This is a genomic window from Roseburia sp. AF25-13LB, assembly GCF_003478915.1.
Taxonomy (GTDB): Bacteria; Bacillota; Clostridia; order Lachnospirales; family Lachnospiraceae; genus Roseburia_C; species Roseburia_C amylophila.
Window position 1 is genome coordinate 41,155 of record NZ_QUFO01000004.1, and the last position, 17,895, is coordinate 59,049.

At 41.0% G+C, this 17,895-nt stretch carries 15 protein-coding genes; 2 read left to right on the forward strand and 13 right to left on the reverse strand.

The window, feature by feature from the left end:
- Nucleotides 1–58: 58 nt before the first annotated feature.
- Both DWY37_RS07190 and DWY37_RS07195 read right to left on the reverse strand, forming a co-directional pair.
- Complete coding sequence (locus DWY37_RS07190; protein ID WP_022243575.1) at nucleotides 59–397, reverse strand: P-II family nitrogen regulator; 339 nt, start codon at nucleotides 395–397, stop codon at nucleotides 59–61.
- 245 nt (nucleotides 398–642) lie between these two features.
- Nucleotides 643–2,763: a glutamine synthetase III family protein gene (locus DWY37_RS07195; protein ID WP_117842224.1), complete on the reverse strand. Its 2,121-nt coding sequence runs from the start codon at nucleotides 2,761–2,763 to the stop codon at nucleotides 643–645.
- 435 nt (nucleotides 2,764–3,198) lie between these two features.
- Between DWY37_RS07195 and DWY37_RS16480 the strand changes: the two genes are divergently transcribed.
- Nucleotides 3,199–3,480, forward strand: a complete 282-nt coding sequence (locus DWY37_RS16480; protein ID WP_242994275.1) for a DUF4368 domain-containing protein — start codon at nucleotides 3,199–3,201, stop codon at nucleotides 3,478–3,480.
- 49 nt (nucleotides 3,481–3,529) lie between these two features.
- On the opposite strand, the gene fba is transcribed toward DWY37_RS16480, so the two are convergent.
- From fba to ftsH, 11 genes are all read right to left on the reverse strand, one after another.
- Nucleotides 3,530–4,396, reverse strand: a complete 867-nt coding sequence (fba, locus tag DWY37_RS07205) for a class II fructose-1,6-bisphosphate aldolase (RefSeq protein ID WP_022243577.1) — start codon at nucleotides 4,394–4,396, stop codon at nucleotides 3,530–3,532.
- 70 nt (nucleotides 4,397–4,466) lie between these two features.
- Nucleotides 4,467–5,375, reverse strand: a complete 909-nt coding sequence (locus tag DWY37_RS07210; RefSeq protein WP_118541986.1) for a diacylglycerol/lipid kinase family protein — start codon at nucleotides 5,373–5,375, stop codon at nucleotides 4,467–4,469.
- 25 nt (nucleotides 5,376–5,400) lie between these two features.
- Complete coding sequence (locus DWY37_RS07215) at nucleotides 5,401–5,655, reverse strand: HPr family phosphocarrier protein (protein WP_022243579.1); 255 nt, start codon at nucleotides 5,653–5,655, stop codon at nucleotides 5,401–5,403.
- Nucleotides 5,656–5,676: 21 nt separating this feature from the next.
- Entirely contained in the window at nucleotides 5,677–6,594 is a 918-nt protein-coding gene (gene whiA / locus DWY37_RS07220; RefSeq protein ID WP_022243580.1) for a DNA-binding protein WhiA, read from the reverse strand.
- Between the two features lie 13 nt (nucleotides 6,595–6,607).
- The gene (gene rapZ, locus DWY37_RS07225; RefSeq protein WP_117696668.1) at nucleotides 6,608–7,480 is read right to left on the reverse strand and encodes an RNase adapter RapZ; all 873 of its coding nucleotides are present in this window, start codon (nucleotides 7,478–7,480) and stop codon (nucleotides 6,608–6,610) included.
- Nucleotides 7,477–8,388 carry a UDP-N-acetylmuramate dehydrogenase gene (gene murB / locus DWY37_RS07230; protein ID WP_118172849.1) on the reverse strand — a complete coding sequence of 304 codons (912 nt, stop codon included), beginning with the start codon at nucleotides 8,386–8,388 and terminating at the stop codon, nucleotides 7,477–7,479. The genes rapZ and murB overlap by 4 nt, the downstream gene beginning before the upstream one ends.
- Nucleotides 8,389–8,415: 27 nt before the next feature.
- A complete protein-coding gene (locus DWY37_RS07235; RefSeq protein ID WP_118541984.1) occupies nucleotides 8,416–9,807 on the reverse strand; it encodes an aminopeptidase in 1,392 nt (463 codons plus the stop codon).
- Between the two features lie 16 nt (nucleotides 9,808–9,823).
- Nucleotides 9,824–10,765, reverse strand: a complete 942-nt coding sequence (hprK, locus tag DWY37_RS07240; RefSeq protein WP_022243584.1) for an HPr(Ser) kinase/phosphatase — start codon at nucleotides 10,763–10,765, stop codon at nucleotides 9,824–9,826.
- Between the two features lie 45 nt (nucleotides 10,766–10,810).
- A complete protein-coding gene (locus DWY37_RS07245; RefSeq protein WP_117696659.1) occupies nucleotides 10,811–12,106 on the reverse strand; it encodes a methyl-accepting chemotaxis protein in 1,296 nt (431 codons plus the stop codon).
- Between the two features lie 20 nt (nucleotides 12,107–12,126).
- Nucleotides 12,127–14,001: an excinuclease ABC subunit UvrC gene (gene uvrC / locus DWY37_RS07250; RefSeq protein WP_243089447.1), complete on the reverse strand. Its 1,875-nt coding sequence runs from the start codon at nucleotides 13,999–14,001 to the stop codon at nucleotides 12,127–12,129.
- Entirely contained in the window at nucleotides 13,991–15,955 is a 1,965-nt protein-coding gene (ftsH, locus tag DWY37_RS07255; RefSeq protein ID WP_117696656.1) for an ATP-dependent zinc metalloprotease FtsH, read from the reverse strand. The genes uvrC and ftsH overlap by 11 nt, the downstream gene beginning before the upstream one ends.
- Nucleotides 15,956–16,206: 251 nt before the next feature.
- Between ftsH and DWY37_RS07260 the strand changes: the two genes are divergently transcribed.
- Nucleotides 16,207–17,817, forward strand: coding sequence for a CTP synthase (locus DWY37_RS07260; RefSeq protein ID WP_118172853.1), 1,611 nt, complete (start codon nucleotides 16,207–16,209; stop codon nucleotides 17,815–17,817).
- Nucleotides 17,818–17,895 lie beyond the last annotated feature (78 nt).

Genomic DNA, 17,895 nt, shown 5'->3' on the forward strand with positions numbered 1-17,895 from the left:
CATTTTTCAATATCCACAAGACAGATTCCTATCTGCGCCTTACTCCTCTTTGCATCTTTTATAATGCTTTGTCACCATGTTCACCGGTACGGATACGAACGGCATCTTCTACATCATACACAAAGATTTTACCATCACCAAAGTTACCGGTATTAATCTCATCTACTACCTTATCAATTAATCCTGGCGCAACTTCATCTGAGACAACGGTCTCTACTTTGATTTTCGGAAGTAATGTTACATTATAAGATGCTCCACGGTAATTCTTGATAATACCCTTCTGATTACCATATCCCATGCTATTTACAATGTTTAAACCATTGACTTCACTGCTTTCTAAGACTGCTTTCAAGTCTTCAAGCTTTTCCGGTTTAATAATAATTTCCAGCTTTTTCATATCATCTCGTCCTCCTTCTTATTATTGTTCACAATTTATTCACCTGGCATTCAAAGATGATTCACTTTATCAACACGCTTTTTTCAAATTAGGCTGATATAGTATAGTCATAAGCAAAAGAAAAACATAACTTTAAATATTCTTTTTCATAATCTGCCAGGTAACTTAAGTTGCCTGGCATCCTCCCTTTTATGCCTCTTTTTCCGTCTGTTCTAAGGAGAATGCCCTGCAATTAAAGTTCTTTTTTATACTTCGAAGATTAAATCTCCATAAGATGGCATTGGCCATATATCTTTGTCAACAAGCATCTCTAACTTGTCAACCGGAGCTCTTAATGCATCCATTGTTGTTTTTACAACATCTCTGTAATATACAGCCTGATCTCTTCCCTCTTCCATTGTTCCACCTTTTTCTGTTACTTCTTCCAGTTTTGCCAAAGCAACCTTGGTCTCAGATAAGAGGTCAGATACTTCTGCCAGTAATTCTGTCTGAACACTGATGTCTGCATCACATACAGATTTTACAGCTGCTGCAGAAGTTGCAAGCTCTGTTGTATATTTGATAACTGCCGGGATAATCTGTTTTCCTGCAATATCAATCATAGCTTTTGCTTCGATGTTAATCTCTTTTGCGTAAGTCTCATATTCGATTTCTACACGGGAATCCAGCTCCGCTTTGGTAAATACACCAAAACGCTCGAATAAAGAAACTGCTTTTTCTGTATTCAGTGCCGGGATTGCATCTACCATGGACTTGATGTTTGGAAGTCCACGACGCTCTGCTTCCTCTACCCATTCATCAGAATATCCGTTTCCGTTGAATACGATTCTCTGATGCTCAGTTGCATATTTCTTAATCAGATCATGTACTGCCATATCAAAATCGTCTGCTTTTTCCAGTTCATCACACGCCTCAGAAAATGCTTCTGCTACAATTGTATTCAATACAACGTTTGGCTGTGCGATGGAATCCTGGGAACCAACCATACGGAACTCGAATTTGTTTCCGGTAAATGCAAACGGTGAAGTTCTGTTACGGTCTGTTGCATCTTTCATGAAGTCAGGCAATGTCTTAACACCAGTCTCTAATTTAGAACCAGCTAAACTGTGTGTAGCTTCTCCGGTGCAGATAAGCTGTGATAATACATCCTGTAACTGTTCTCCAAGATAGATAGAAACGATTGCTGGCGGTGCCTCGTTTGCTCCTAATCTGTGGTCGTTTCCAACGTCTGCTGCAGATTCACGAAGCAGGTCTGCATGTTTATCTACTGCTTTTAAGATACAGGTAAGCACTAATAAGAACTGTACGTTCTCATGAGGTGTTTTGCCCGGCTCTAATAAGTTAATTCCATCATCTGTTGTGATAGACCAGTTGTTATGTTTTCCAGAACCATTGACACCTGCAAATGGCTTCTCATGAAGCAGACACTGTAAGCCATGACGGCCGGCAACCTTCTTTAAGGTTTCCATTACTAACTGGTTGTGGTCTACTGCTACGTTTGCTTCGGAGTAGATTGGAGCTAACTCATGCTGTGCAGGAGCAACTTCGTTATGCTGTGTCTTTGCAGATACACCAAGTTTCCATAATTCTTTATTTACATCTCTCATGTATGCTGCAATTCTCTCACGGATGATTCCGAAGTAATGGTCATCCATTTCCTGTCCTTTTGGAGGCATTGCTCCAAATAAGGTACGTCCGGTAAAGATTAAATCTTTTCTCTTTAAATATTTTTCTCTGTCTACGATGAAATATTCCTGCTCCGGTCCAACGGAAGGAGTTACTTTCTTAGATGTTGTATTTCCAAATAATCTTAAAAGCCGGAGAGACTGGGTATTAATTGCTTCCATGGAACGAAGTAACGGTGTCTTCTGGTCCAATGCTTCTCCTGTGTAGGAGCAGAAAGCGGTAGGAATACAAAGAGTTGCTCCTGCTGCATCCTGTCTTACGAATGCCGGCGAAGTACAATCCCATGCTGTATATCCTCTTGCCTCAAAGGTTGCTCTTAATCCACCGGATGGAAAAGAAGATGCATCCGGCTCACCTTTGATTAATTCCTTACCGGAAAAGCTCATCAAAACTTTACCGTTTGGCATTGGTGCTGTAATAAAGGAATCATGTTTCTCAGCAGTTACTCCTGTTAATGGCTGGAACCAGTGTGTATAATGGGTAGCTCCTTTTTCGATTGCCCACTCTTTCATCTCATGTGCCACTACGTCTGCTGTCTCAAGGTCTAATTCTTTTCCCTCTTCGATTACTTCTCTTAACTTTTTGTAGGTCTTTTTCGGAAGACGTTCCTGCATTACTGCATCATTGAATACGTTCTCGCCGAAAATATCTGCTACATTGAAATATTCTGTCTCACTCATACTATACATCCTTTCTGCCTCTCACCATAAATCCCCTGAGAAATATGATTTTTATTTTCTGCAATCAATGTATGACTTCTCTCCTCCGGTAATTCCCCAGATATAGAAAAAAGGGCATTCCAATTCTTTTGGAACACCCTTGTTCGTCACGCACATTTCATCTGCTATATCTAAAATACATGAAACTTTCTAAAAAATCAAGTCAAAGTTTATATTTTTTTTATTTTTGATACATTCTACAAATTTGTGCAAAATAATATACATTTTTTGTCGATTTTATCAATCGCCGGTTTCGAAATCAGTTGCTGCCAGGCGGTACTGCATACCCATTCTCATCTGCAACTACTTTTTCCGTGCCCTCTTCTGTACTTTTTAATGTACGCATTCCGTGGTTTCCAGCATTTCAGGCAAGAAAGAATATAAAGAGTCTCTGAACTGAAATTATTCTTATCAAAGGCTAAGGAAGAAAACCTCAATGCACAGTACTTCTTATCATTAGTAAAGAAATATGCTGAATTTACAGAATTAAATGCTGAGATTATACGAGAATTCGATGACAAGATTATTGTATTCAAAGCAGAGAAAATGGATGGTCGCAGACAGCAGGAAATCCAAATTATCTACAACTGCATTAGTGCAGTTAATCTTCCTGCAAGCAAAAGAAAAAAATGGCATAGCCGGATTTCTCCGAAACTATGCCAATTTTTCAAAGGATAAAAATCCCTTACTTGCACCCTCTAATGGGCGGCCCTTATAAAAATCATTCTTATTCTGCTTTTCCAACAGAACCAAATAATTCCATTTTTTCTTTTACAGTAGCTTTGATTGCTTCTGCACCCGGAGCTAATAATTTACGTGGGTCAAATCCTTTGCCCTCTAAGTCCTTACCAGCTTCAATATATTTACGTGTAGCATCTGCGAAAGATAACTGACACTCTGTATTTACATTAATCTTAGATACGCCAAGAGAGATAGCTTTCTTAATCATATCTGCAGGAATTCCTGTACCACCGTGAAGTACTAATGGCATAGTTCCTGTCTTCTGCTGGATAGCGTCCAGAGTCTCGAAAGAAAGTCCTTTCCAGTTTGCCGGATATTTTCCGTGGATATTACCGATACCTGCTGCAAGCATATCTACACCAAGATCAGCGATTGTCTTACACTCGTTAGGATCTGCGCACTCGCCCATTCCAACTACTCCGTCTTCTTCTCCACCGATGGAACCAACCTCACACTCGATAGAAAGTCCAAGCTGATGAGCTACATTTACAAGCTCTGTAGACTTAGCAAGGTTCTCTTCAAATGGATAATGAGAACCATCAAACATGATAGATGTAAATCCAGCTTTGATACATTTATAACATCCTTCATATGTTCCATGATCTAAGTGAAGTGCTACAGGAACTGTGATTCCAAGTTCTTCATCCATAGCTTTTACCATAGCTGCAACGGTCTTAAAACCTGTCATATATTTTCCTGCACCTTCAGATACACCAAGAATTACAGGGGATTTTAATTCTTCTGCAGTTAACAGTATTGATTTTGTCCACTCAAGGTTGTTGATATTGAACTGGCCTACTGCATAATGACCAGCTTTTGCTTTTTTTAACATTTCTGTTGCTGATACTAACATTTTGATTCCTCCATTGTTTTTTTTCATTGTACCATGGCTTTTCCCAAAAATAAAGTTAAAAATATAACAATCATTTTACAGATGTTTCTTTATTCTTGACCATAATCTCCAAAGCCTGGTGCATATTTCTTATTTCCACTTCCTTATGGTCTCCCCCAAACTCACCATCTAAAGTCCATGGAATAATTTCTTCCGGATAAAACTTAATATTGCTGCTCTTAAATGAGTATACCAGGTCGGTATCATCCTTGCGGCTGGTTAATGCTGCAATAATCTCATTTAACTCCAGTGGATTCTTCGGTGCTTTAATCAGTGTCACCTCAAAAACACCGTCATCCAGGAGTACATTTTTACCTGTCAGGTTCTTAAATCCCCCCACAGAAATAGAATTGGTAATCATACCATAGATAAATTCGTCCTCTAATACCTCATCATCATATTCTACCCGCATCTTATAGACCGGAATATCTAAAAGCTGTTTCATTCCTTCTAAAATATAAGCTGCGTGTCCTAATACATTCTTTAACTGCTGGCTGGTCTGATAAGATACTGCAGTAAACAGTCCAAATGCTGCCACATATACGAATGAATCTCCATTAAAATATCCTATATCTACCGGAAACCGTCTTCCCTTTACCGCTACATTTGCTGCCTTTAGCATGCTTTTAGGTATTCTTAAAGAATTGGCAAAGTCGTTGGTACTTCCTGCCGGAATATAGCCAAGCAGTGTCTTTTCTTCACTTTCCATCATTCCGCTGACTGCTTCATCCAAAGTACCGTCTCCACCACTACAGACAATCAGATCATAATTCTTCGCTTCTTCTCTGACATGGTTCTGCGTATCCCCTTTGCTCTGTGTCGGATATATGGTTACTTCATAATCTGCCTTTACCATAATGTCTACAATTTCTAACAGTTTATTCTTAATCAGTCCCTTGCCGGAATGTGGATTAAATATAAAAAGTAATTTCTTTTTCATTTTTTACATAACCTCTCTTTTCCTTCTAGCCCTCAGACAGGAACTGTTCCAATGTATCCAAGGCTTCCTTCTCGTCCTCACCCTCAGTAACAACTGTTACCATATCCTCATAATTCATTGCCAGTGACATCATACCCATAATGCTCTTCACATTTACTTTTTTATCTCCGGATTCAATATAAATACTGCTGGAAAAACGATTTGCAGTCTGAACAAGCAATGCAATGGGACTTGCTTCGACACCATTGACAAATTTAATGGTCACCTCTTTCTTCATCATATGTATTCCTCCTCATCCTTTTCATACTCTCATGTTTTCAGCAATTTCACTTATCTTTCTTAACCTGTGATTCACACCGGATTTTCCCACCGGTGGATTTAAGTATGCCCCCAGTTCCTTAAGAGGCGCTTCCGGGTGTTCCAAACGTACCTGTGCCATCTCGTAAAGATTATCCGGCAATTCCTGCAGTCGTCCCTTTTCCTGGATAAACTTAATATCTTCAATCTGCTTTACTGCAGCATTCACAGTCTTATTAATATTGGCAGTTTCACAATTTACCTGCCGGTTTACACTGTTACGCATCTCTTTCAAAATGCGTACATTTTCAAGGTTCATCAGTGCCACATGTGCTTCCATGATATTTAACATATCCACAATCTGTGCACCTTCTTTTAAGTATACCACATGGTGCTTCTTACGTTCCACCACTTTCGCATCCATGCCAAAGTCACTGATTACCGTCCTGAGCTGTTCTGCCTGTTGTGGCGTTGCACATACAATTTCAAAATGATAGGATTTATGCGGGTCACTCATGGAACCCGAAGCCAGAAATGCTCCTCTTACAAACGTCCTTCTACAGCAGGACTTCTGCAGCAACATTCCATTTACTGCCTGTCGGAACGGATGCAGTGAACCGTCCTCTTCCAAAAATTTAAGTGCCATTAATACCCTGCGCATGGCATCCTGTTCTTCTATATATAACACACCCGGATTCTGTTCAGATAACTCTGCACTGATGTCAAATGCCCGCTTCAAAAGCGTATAGCACTTTTTTGCCAATCCGGCATGTTCTGTTGCAATTTCCAATCTGGGATCTGCTCCCGTCAATATCATTCTTCCGGAAAAACTTATAATTGCTGCAAGTTCTGCTAACTGGCAGTGTCTGCTTTTACTTATATGCTTCTCCAGTTCCGCCTTTACTTCTCCCGAAAAAGACATCTCATATCTCCATCTAATGCCGCATCGTATCCTTTTCAATGTCACGATGCTCTATCTTAATTCCAAACTGTTTCTGTTTCTCCAACCGTTTAAACAATTCATTGGCAAGGGTTACGGAACGATGCTTGCCTCCGGTACAGCCAATTGCAATTACCAGCTGGCTCTTCCCCTCTGTTATGTAATTCGGTATCAGGAATTTTATCATATCTTCTAATTTATCCAGAAATACGTGGGCTTCCTTATATTGCATCACAAAATCCTGAATCTCTTTATCATTACCATTCTTTGGGCGTAATCCTTCCACATAATACGGATTTGGCAGAAAACGTACATCAAACACCAGATCTGCATCTGCCGGAATTCCATACTTGAATCCAAAGGATAAAATTGTGATAAATAAATTCTTAAACTCCTGATTCTCTACAAATATTTTATTTAATTCTGTTTTTAATTCTCTGGTCAGAAGATGACTGGTATCTATAATGTAATTTGCCTGTTTCTTTAAGAATTCCAATCTTCTTCTTTCTTCTTCGATGCCTTTATCGACACGATCGCTTCCTGCCAGTGGATGACTTCTTCTGGTTTCTTTATAACGTTTTACCAGCACACCATCCTCTGCATCCAAAAACAGTACATCAAATTCTTTTCCTTCACCTCTCAGGTGGTCAAGAATATCCTGCAAATCTTCCAATGCCTGTCCGCTTCGGATATCCACACCCACAGCAACCTTCTGAAGCTCGGTATTTCTCAAATCTGCTAACTCTATAAACTTTTCAATCAGCGGAATCGGCAGATTATCGACACAATAAAATCCGATATCCTCCATCATCTTAAGTGCTGTACTCTTTCCCGCCCCGGACATTCCTGTCAGAATTACCAGTTTCATGAAAATTCTCCTAACCTTCTTACTTCCGGCTCCAGTCTTACCTGAAACTCCTGTTCTACTTTTTCCTGCACCCTGCGCATCAGCTCTTCCACTTCTGCTGCAGTTGCCTGCCCACGGTTTATAACAAAGCCACAATGTTTCTCGGATACCTGGGCATCTCCCACACGATAGCCTCTTAACCCGGCATCCATAATCAGCTTTCCGGCAAAATAGCCTTCCGGCCGCTTAAAGGTACTTCCTGCACTTGGGAATTCCAACGGCTGCTTCTCCTGCCGTTTCTGGCGGAGTTCCTGCATGACAGCTTCAATTTTCTCTTTTTCTCCGGATACTAATTTTAACGTTACACCCAGCACTACTTCCCCGGTCTCCATAACACGGCTGTGTCTGTAACTTAAGGAAATCTCTTCTACCGGAACTTCTACCACTTCACCATCTTTGGTCAAAAGATCCGCAGATACTAAAATATCCTTCATCTCTCCGCCATAAGCACCGGCGTTCATCACAACTGCACCTCCGATGCTTCCCGGAATTCCTGCTGCAAATTCCATTCCGCCTAAGGATGCTTCCAGTGCCTTGTGCGCAACCTTCGACAGCAATGCTCCCGCTTCGGCATGAATCATATTTTCCTTTACTTCAATGGAAGAAGCATTTGCGCCAAATTCAATGACCACTCCGGGAATTCCCTTATCGCCCACCAGAAGATTACTTCCGTTTCCAATAATCGTATACGGAATCTTCTTTGCTCTGCACAATGTGATAACATCCACTGCCTCTTTTATGGTCGGCATCAGAAAAATCTCTGCCATGCCCCCAATCCGGAATGTGGTATGACGGCTCATCGGCTCCTGCAAGCGTATTCTGCTTTCATCTACAATTGTCTTAATGGCTTCTATCCAGTCTTCTCTCACAATTTGCTTCTCCCATTTTTTATTTCTCTATGAAGCCAAAAATGCTACATATCCTTTATATGCTTCATATAAATCTGCTTTACTGATAATCTCCCATGGTGCATGCATATTTAAAACTGCCACACCACTGTCAATTACCTGCATTCCATAATTTGCCAGAATATACGCGATGGTTCCGCCGCCACCCTGGTCTACTTTACCTAATTCTGCAGTCTGATAAAATACATTACCATCGTCCATCACTGCACGCAATTTTCCAACATATTCTGCACTGGCATCATTAGAACCTGACTTTCCTCTGGAACCGGTATATTTATTAAATACCATTCCTTTTCCAAAATATGCTGCATTTTTCTTATCCATAACGGACGGATAATTGGGGTCAAATGCCGCACTGACATCAGAGGATAATACATGGGAATTCTGCAATGCACGACGCAGTGCAAGTTCTGTATACTGTCCTGCTGCTGCCATCACTTCTGCTGTCATATTTTCAAAAAATCTCGACTGCATCCCGGTTGCTCCCACGCTGCCGATTTCTTCTTTATCTACCAGGAGACATACACTGGTATATTCCGGTGTTTCATTTTTTGCCAGCATTGCCTCAAAGGATGGATACGCACAGACTCTGTCATCATGTCCGTACCCCATAATCATGCTCCGGTCAAGTCCATAATCTCTTGCTTCTCCGGCTGGTACCACTTCAATCTCTGCGGACAGGAAATCTTCTTCCCCAATTTCATATTCCTCTTTTAAGATTCCAAGGATATTTTCTTTTACCGTATCCTTGGCATTTTCTTTTTCTTCACCTGCAAGCGGAATACTTCCAATCAGAAGGTCTAAGTTTTCTCCTTCAATAACCTTTGCTGCTTTCTTTTCCATCTGCTCACCGGCAAGATGAATCAGTAAATCACTGACACCAAATACCGGATCTCCCGGCTTATCTCCAATATTTACCTCTACTACACTTCCGTCTTTCTTTGCCACTACACCATGCAATGCCAGCGGAAGTGTTACCCACTGGTATTTCTTCACACCACCATAATAATGGGTATCTAACATAGCAAGCCCGGTATCTTCATAGAATGGATTCTGTTTTAAATCCATTCTCGGAGAATCCACATGTGCGCCGAGAATCCGCATGCCCTCTTCCATTGGTTTCTTTCCTACAATGAACATAGCAAGTGCTTTTCCATTATTATCTGCATACACTCTTGCACCGGATTCCAGTTTTATTCCTTCTGCAATCACTTTCTTTATATCAAGATATCCTGCTGCCTCTGCCCGCTCTACAAAAGTGCGTACACATTCTCTTTCTGTCTTACATGCTGATATAAATTTACGATACTCTTCTGCAAATTCAAAAACTTTCTTCTTCTCTTCTTCACTGTAATGATTCCATGCTACTTCTCGTTCCATATGAATGAATCTCCTTTTACTCTTCTTCCTCGTCGTCCTTCTTGTTCAGATTTGCCTGTACACGACGATACAATTCCTGAGCTGCATTGTAACCCATCTTCTTCTGTCTGTGGTTAACGGCTGCAGCCTCGCAGATAACTGCCAGATTTCGGCCTGGACGGATTGGAAGGGAATGACATACTACTTTATTTCCAAGTAACTCTGTATATTCTTCCTCAAGGCCAAGGCGGTCATACTCATTATCTTTCTTCCAGTCTTCCAGTTTAATTACAAGGTCGATATTCTGTTTCTCTTTTACACACTCAACACCGAACAAAGTCTTTACATCAATGATTCCGATACCTCTTAACTCAATGAAGTATCTGGTGATATCCGGTGATGTGCCGGTTAAGGTATGCTCATTGATTTTACGGATTTCTACCACATCATCTGTTACCAGACGATGTCCCCGCTTAATCAGTTCCAGTGCTGCTTCACTCTTACCGATTCCGCTTTCACCGGTAATCAGAAGTCCCTCACCGTAAACGTCTACCAGCACACCATGGATGGTAATACACGGGGCAAGCTCTTCACTCAAAAGATAAATCAGCTCCGCCATGAATTCTGATGTGCTTCTGCCTGTTCCGAATACCGGAACATTATTTTCCTTTGCCCTCTGTAAGAACAGGTCATCCGGCTGTAAATCCCTGCAGAAAATAACACATGGTATATCATATTTTAAGAACCGGCTGTAAATGCTGTCCTTTTCTGAATCATTCAAATGCTGCAGGTATGTATATTCTACCATACCGATAATCTGTACACGGGACTGCTCGAAATGTTCAAAATATCCGCTCAGCTGTAACGCCGGACGGTTTACATCCGCAAGTCTGATGCGGTGTCCCTTTAATTCCATATCCTCAATATATTTCTTTAACTGCAGTTTTTTTACAATTTTCTCAATTCCTACACCTTCCATGGCATGACTCCTTCCTTATCTTCACCCCTGTATTTTTATAATTCTTTACTGTTCTAATAATTTGAAACGTTCTACCAGTTCATCTAAAGAAGTTGCCTCTGCAGACAATTCTTCACTGGTTGCTGATGCCTCCTGGGATGCTGCAGAATTGGTCTGAATAACATCATCAATCTGTTTTACACCATCTTCAATTTCTTTTACTGACACTGCCTGACGGTCAGAAGCAATTCTGATATTAGCAACTTCTGTAATAATAGCATCCAGTTCTGTAATAACCTTATTTAATGATTCCGATGTCTGCTGTGTTACTTCGTTTCCATGTTCTACTTCTACCTGGTTTGTCTCCAGTAAATGCTTGGATGTCTCTGCAGATTCTGCACTGCTTTCAGCCAGCATACGAATCTGCTCCGCAACAACTGCAAATCCCTTTCCTGCTTCTCCGGCTCTTGCAGCCTCAATGGATGCATTCAGGGAAAGAAGGTTGGTCTGGCTTGCAATACCATCAATTTCAGTAATAACTCTTTCCAGCTCTTTGGATGTTGTCGAGATACGTTCCATTGCCTCCATAAGTTCCCGCATCTTGTTCTGGCTGACATTTGCTTCCATTCCTACGCTCTTTGCACGGTCATGTACAATATCTGTTGACTTGCTGTTTGCAACAACCTGTTCTGTAACCTTTGAAACATTCTCCACCAGATTATCTACTGCAATAGACTGGTCTGTTGCACCCTTTGCCAGATCCTGGGAGCTGATTGCAAGCTGTTCAGAACCGGCGGCTACCTGATTAGAAGATTCCTTAATCAGGCATAATGTACTGCTTACGTTCTGGATGGTGCTTACCAGTTCTTCCATCACCGTTTCAAATTCTCCCACATATGCTTCTTTGCATGAAGAACGTACGGTATAATTACCCTGTGCAAATTCTTTTAAAATATTCTGTAAATCGCCAACAATTTTCTGTAAAGTATCTTCCATATTACGGAACCGGTTTGCCAGTTCTCCGATTTCATCTTCAGACTGATAAGTTACTTTCTCATGCAATTCTCCATGGGAAAGATGCTCTGCTACATCTTCTAATTCCCGGATTGGTTTTACAATATAATAAATTAACCACTTGGATTCCCGGCCGGTTAAAGTAACACTTACTACTACAATTGTCAGCATAATCACAATGCAGATAACCAGAACCGGAATACGGAACGCATCCGGCACCACTGCCAGCAGAATCAATCCCAGACTGGCTAGTGCTACTGTTGCAAAATACAGCCTGAATATCATGTTAAATGCATCATTAACTTTTTTCTTGATACTTTTGTTTTTGAATTTTTCTTCTTTGGTCATAGTGATTCTCCTTTTTCTTTTTATTTTTCCTCTCCCCTGTGGAAAAAGCGGAATACTTCTTCCGCTGCTTTTTCGTTCATCGCTTCTGTCCCAGACAATTCTTCTATGGATGCACTGCGAATTGCGTCTAAGGACTGGAACCTTCTCATCAGCGCCTTTCTTCGTGCCGGCCCGATTCCCGGGATATCATCCAGCACAGAATGCACCTGTTCCTTACTTCGTAAAGAACGATGATATTCTATAGCAAACCGATGTGCTTCATCCTGTATTCTTGTAATCAAATGAAATCCTTCACCGGAAGTGTCTATCGGTATCTCTATATTCTGATAATATAATCCTCTCGTCCTGTGATGATCATCTTTTACCATTCCACAGACCGGTATGGAAAGATGCAGTTCATCCAGCACCTGAAGAGCAATATTTACCTGACCTCTTCCACCATCCATCATAATCAAATCCGGGAACTTTGTAAATCCCCCATATTGGTCATCCAGCCCTTTTTTTTGTAAAATTTTCCTTTCTTCCTGTCCATGGGTAAATCTGCGGGTCAGAACCTCGTGCATGGATGCATAATCATCCGGTCCCGTGATAGTTCTTAACTTAAATTTCCGGTAATCACTACGCTGTGGTTTTCCCTTTTCATAAACCACCATGGAACCTACCGTTTCAAATCCATTGATATTGGAAATATCATAGGCTTCCACGCGTTCTAACTTTTCTAAATCCAGCCAGGATGCAATTTCTTTCATTGCACCGATTGTCCTGCCTTCTTCACGCTTTAGTTTTTCCCTGTCCTGGGACAATACCAGTGCGGCATTTTTCTCAGCCAGCTCCACCAGTTTTTCCTTCATTCCTTTCTGCGGTACCCGGAGTACTACCTTCTGACCACGCTTCTTAGTCAGCCAGTCTTCAATAACTGCTGCATCCTCAACTGCATATTGCAGCATGATTTCCTTCGGGATATATGGTGTTCCGGAATAGAACTGCTTTAAAAATGTCGTCAGTATCTGTTCCTTACTGTCTTCATTGGCAATAGTTACATAAAAGTGTTCTCTTCCTATAAGCCTGCCACTCCGGATAAAGAATACCTGAACTACCGCATCCCGGTCATCGGCTGCAAGAGCTATTATATCTTTATCCTCTCCGTCGGAACTAGTGATTTTCTGCTTCTGTGCCACCTGTTTTACACTGTTTAAAAGTTCCCGGTACTCAATTGCCCTCTCAAAATCCATATTTTCCGATGCCTGCATCATCCGCTCTTCTAATTCTTTTAAAACCGGCTGATAATTGCCATTTAAGAAATCTACTGCCTGATTGATTTTCTCCCGGTACTCCTCTTTGGAAATATAACCCTGACAGGGTGCCTGACACTGATGAATATGGTAATTAAGGCACGGACGTTCTTTTCCAATATCTCTTGGCAATACCCGGTTGCAGGTTCTTAAATGATAAATTTTTTTCAACAAATCTATCGTATCTTTCACCGCACCGGCACTGGTATATGGACCAAAATATCTGGATTTGTCTTTTTTCAGCTGACGGCAAAAGAGAACCCTGGGGAATTCTTCCCCCAGAGTCACCTTTATATAGGGATAAGTCTTATCATCCCGGAGCATGGTATTATACTTCGGCCTGTACTCTTTTATTAAATTGCATTCTAATACCAGCGCTTCTAATTCCGAATCAGTGATAATATATTCAAACCGGGTAATCTTCTTTACCATCTGGTCTTTCTTGATTCCTTCGTCATGACACGCCTGAAAATACTGACGTACCCGGTTTCGAAGGCTTACTGCCTTACCTACATAGATAATGGCATCACTGGCATCATGCATGATATAGACCCCCGGCTGATCCGGAAGCTTCTTTAATTCTTCTTTAATATTAAACGTCATTCCCGTTCTCTTCTTTTTGGTCCTCTTCTTCCTTCTTTTCCTCATCCGGATCCGGCAGCCCTTTTAACTCACGGAATATCTTCATAAATTCTTTACCCGTAATGGTTTCATGTTCATATAAATAATCCGCAATATGGTCTAATACCTCGCGATTCTCTTCTAAGAGCTGATATGCCTCCTGATAGCAGTTATGAATCATGGTACGGACTTCTTCATCAATCTGTGCCGCTGTCTCATCGCCGCAATTCAAATGTGCTGCACCATCCAGATATGCATTATCTACAGAAGCCAAACTCATCATGCCAAATTTATCTGACATACCAAACTGTGTAATCATTGCCCTTGCAATCTTGGTCGCATTTTCAATATCATTTGCTGCTCCACTGGTTGCAGAATGGAATACCAGTTCTTCTGCTGCACGGCCTGCCATATAAGTCGTTATCTTGGCAATTAATTCATCCTTGGTCTCAAGAAATTTCTCTTCTTCCGGTGTCTGCAAGGTGTATCCCAATGCCCCCATGGTTCTTGGTACGATAGTAATTTTCTGTACCGGTTCTGTATTCTTCTGTAATGCGGTAACCATTGCATGACCTACTTCATGATAAGAAACAATCTTCTTCTCATGATTACTCATGGCACGGTCTTTCTTCTCTTTTCCACCAACTGCCACGATTTCAAAGGCTTCAAACAAATCACTCTGATTTACAAATTTACGGTTATGTTTTACTGCATTAATAGCAGCTTCATTAATCATATTTGCAAGATCGGAGCCAACCAGTCCTGCACTTGCCAGAGCAATTGCTTCCAAATCTACGGATTCATCCATATGCACATCTTTGGAGTGTACCTTCAGCGTCTCAAGACGGCCCTTCAAATCCGGTTTGTCTACAATAATTCTACGGTCAAACCGGCCCGGGCGAAGTAACGCTTTATCCAGTACTTCCGGACGGTTTGTTGCTGCCAGGACTAAAAGTCCCTTTGAAGTATCAAATCCATCCATCTCTGCCAGCAGCTGGTTTAAGGTCTGCTCGCGCTCGTCATTCCCACCGCCGAATCTGCTGTCACGGCTCTTACCGATGGCATCAATCTCATCAATAAATATGATACATGGTGCCTGTTTCTGGGCATCCTTAAACAAATCTCTTACCCTGGATGCACCGACACCTACAAACATCTCTACAAAGTCAGAACCAGCCAGTGAGAAGAACGGAACATTCGCTTCTCCGGCAACTGCCTTGGCAAGCAGAGTTTTACCGGTTCCAGGAGGTCCTACAAGCAATGCTCCCTTCGGAAGTTTTGCTCCGATTTCACGGTATTTTTTCGGATTATGCAGGAAATCTACCACTTCCTGTAAAGATTCTTTTGCTTCATCCTGTCCGGCAACATCCTTAAAGGTTACACCGGTTGTCTTTTCTACATATACTTTGGCATTGCTCTTGCCGACTCCCATCATTCCGCCGCCGGCCTTCTTCATGACTGCGCCAAAAATAATCCAGATAATAATTAAAGGCAATACAATACTTAAAATATTAAATACCCATGTCGATGTATTATTCGGAATATATCCGTCAATTTCTACATTGTGTTTATTTAAGAGGTCTAATAAATTTTCATCTTTAATAAATCCGGTATAATAGGTCATCTTTACCAACGTCTTATCATCTGACTTTGGTGTGATATTATACTGGTTTGCACCTACTTCGACCTTTTCTACCTTGTCATCCTTTACCATCTGGACAAATTCCGTATAGGTAATCCGCTGGGAAGTCATATCTGCACTGCAGCGGTTTAAAAGACTCATAAAGAACAGCGTCACAAGAGTAATGATAACAAATGCCAGTATCATCTGGCCATTACCGCCCTTTTTATCGCCGTTCTGATTATTATTCCCATTATTCTGGTTATTATTTCCACCATTCTGATTATTATTTCCATTATTAAACAGGTTATCCATTGTATCCTCCGTATATGATTCTCGAAACTCTCCCAAAATATAGTTCTTATTATATGTAATCTGCCCGGATAAATCAATAATAACTCTGTTAAGTTTTCCTTTCTTTTCTAAATATTTTATAAATTTTTGTGGATTTATTTTTACTGTCGTTGTATAATAGACTAAGTTTGAGAAAAAATGAGACCGACGGCGCATTCACTGTCGGTCTATCTAAGTTTTAACCATATACACACATTTAAGGAGGAACTACCATGCCTGTAAAATACGTCTTTGTCACCGGTGGAGTTGTTTCCGGTCTCGGAAAAGGCATTACTGCTGCATCACTTGGCCGTCTGTTAAAAGCCAGAGGCTACAAGGTTACCATGCAGAAATTTGACCCGTATATCAATATTGACCCGGGTACCATGAACCCAATCCAGCACGGTGAAGTTTTCGTTACCGATGATGGAGCAGAAACCGACCTGGATTTAGGCCATTATGAACGTTTCATTGACGAAAGTCTTACCAAGAATTCTAACGTTACTACCGGAAAGGTTTACTGGTCTGTACTTCAGAAAGAACGCCGTGGAGACTTTGGTGGAGGTACTGTTCAGGTAATTCCACATATTACCAATGAAATCAAGAGCCGATTCTACCGTAACTTTACTTCCAATGATACCCATATTGCCATCATTGAAGTAGGTGGTACTGTTGGAGATATTGAAAGCCAGCCTTTCTTAGAGTCTATCAGACAGTTCCAGCATGAAGTCGGACATGAAAATGCAATTCTGATTCATGTAACACTGATTCCTTATATCAAGGCATCCGGTGAATTAAAGACCAAACCGACACAGTCCAGTGTAAAAGAATTACAGGGAATGGGTATCCAGCCGGATATTATCGTATGCCGTTCCGAGCATCCTTTAGACCAGGGCTTAAAGGATAAAATTGCTTTGTTCTGTAACGTCCCAAACGATCATGTACTGCAGAATCTGGATGTAGAGTATCTTTATGAAGCACCACTTGCCATGGAAAAAGAAAATCTGGCAAAGGTTGCCTGCGATTCCCTTCATCTTCCATGCCCGGAACCGGATTTAAAAGACTGGACCGATATGGTAGAAGCATTACGCAATCCGATTCAGGAAGTAAATATCTCCTTAGTTGGAAAATATACACAGCTTCATGATGCTTATATCTCTGTTGTAGAAGCATTAAAACATGGTGGAATTGCCGAGCGTGCAACCGTTAATTTAAACTGGGTAGATTCCGAATTATTAAATGATGAAAATGCAGAAGAAATTCTTGGTAATTCTGACGGAATTATTGTACCGGGTGGTTTCGGTGACCGTGGTGTAGAAGGAATGATTACTGCTGCAAAATATGCAAGAGAACATAAAATTCCATACTTAGGACTTTGTCTTGGTATGCAGGTTGCTATCATTGAATATGCAAGACATGTCTGCAAGCTCAATGATGCCCACAGTATTGAATTAGACCCGAATACCACACATCCTGTTATTGCACTGATGCCGGATCAGGATGGTATTGAAGATATCGGCGGAACCTTACGTCTTGGTTCTTACCCATGTGTTCTGGATACTGATTCCCTTGCTTATCAGGTTTACGGAGAAGAAACCATTCATGAACGACATCGTCACAGATATGAAGTAAACAATGATTACCGTAATATCCTTACCGAAAACGGCATGAAGCTGTGTGGTCTTTCTCCAGATGGACGTATCGTAGAAATGGTAGAAATTCCTGGACACCCTTGGTTCGTTGCAACCCAGGCCCATCCAGAATTAAAATCCAGACCAAACCGTCCACATCCTTTATTCAAAGGCTTTATTAAAGCAGCAACTGAAATCAGAAAGCAGAAATAGACTTTATTTTAAAAACAGCCTGTGATTTTCATGATACATCATGAAAATCACAGGCTGTTTCTGTTTTACAAATATAAC

Bases quoted from the DNA above. Each gene is read 5' to 3' on its own strand.
- DWY37_RS07235 (WP_118541984.1), bottom strand. From the start codon at position 9,807: ATGGAACGAGAAGTAGCATGGAATCATTACAGTGAAGAAGAGAAGAAG.
- fba (WP_022243577.1), bottom strand. From the start codon at position 4,396: ATGTTAGTATCAGCAACAGAAATGTTAAAAAAAGCAAAAGCTGGTCAT.
- hprK (WP_022243584.1), bottom strand. From the start codon at position 10,765: ATGGAAGGTGTAGGAATTGAGAAAATTGTAAAAAAACTGCAGTTAAAG.
- whiA (WP_022243580.1), bottom strand. From the start codon at position 6,594: ATGTCTTTTTCGGGAGAAGTAAAGGCGGAACTGGAGAAGCATATAAGT.
- DWY37_RS07195 (WP_117842224.1), bottom strand. From the start codon at position 2,763: ATGAGTGAGACAGAATATTTCAATGTAGCAGATATTTTCGGCGAGAAC.
- DWY37_RS07245 (WP_117696659.1), bottom strand. From the start codon at position 12,106: ATGACCAAAGAAGAAAAATTCAAAAACAAAAGTATCAAGAAAAAAGTT.
- DWY37_RS07215 (WP_022243579.1), bottom strand. From the start codon at position 5,655: ATGATGAAGAAAGAGGTGACCATTAAATTTGTCAATGGTGTCGAAGCA.
- ftsH (WP_117696656.1), bottom strand. From the start codon at position 15,955: ATGGATAACCTGTTTAATAATGGAAATAATAATCAGAATGGTGGAAAT.
- DWY37_RS07210 (WP_118541986.1), bottom strand. From the start codon at position 5,375: ATGAAAAAGAAATTACTTTTTATATTTAATCCACATTCCGGCAAGGGA.
- DWY37_RS07260 (WP_118172853.1), top strand. From the start codon at position 16,207: ATGCCTGTAAAATACGTCTTTGTCACCGGTGGAGTTGTTTCCGGTCTC.
- DWY37_RS07190 (WP_022243575.1), bottom strand. From the start codon at position 397: ATGAAAAAGCTGGAAATTATTATTAAACCGGAAAAGCTTGAAGACTTG.
- uvrC (WP_243089447.1), bottom strand. From the start codon at position 14,001: ATGACGTTTAATATTAAAGAAGAATTAAAGAAGCTTCCGGATCAGCCG.
- rapZ (WP_117696668.1), bottom strand. From the start codon at position 7,480: ATGAAACTGGTAATTCTGACAGGAATGTCCGGGGCGGGAAAGAGTACA.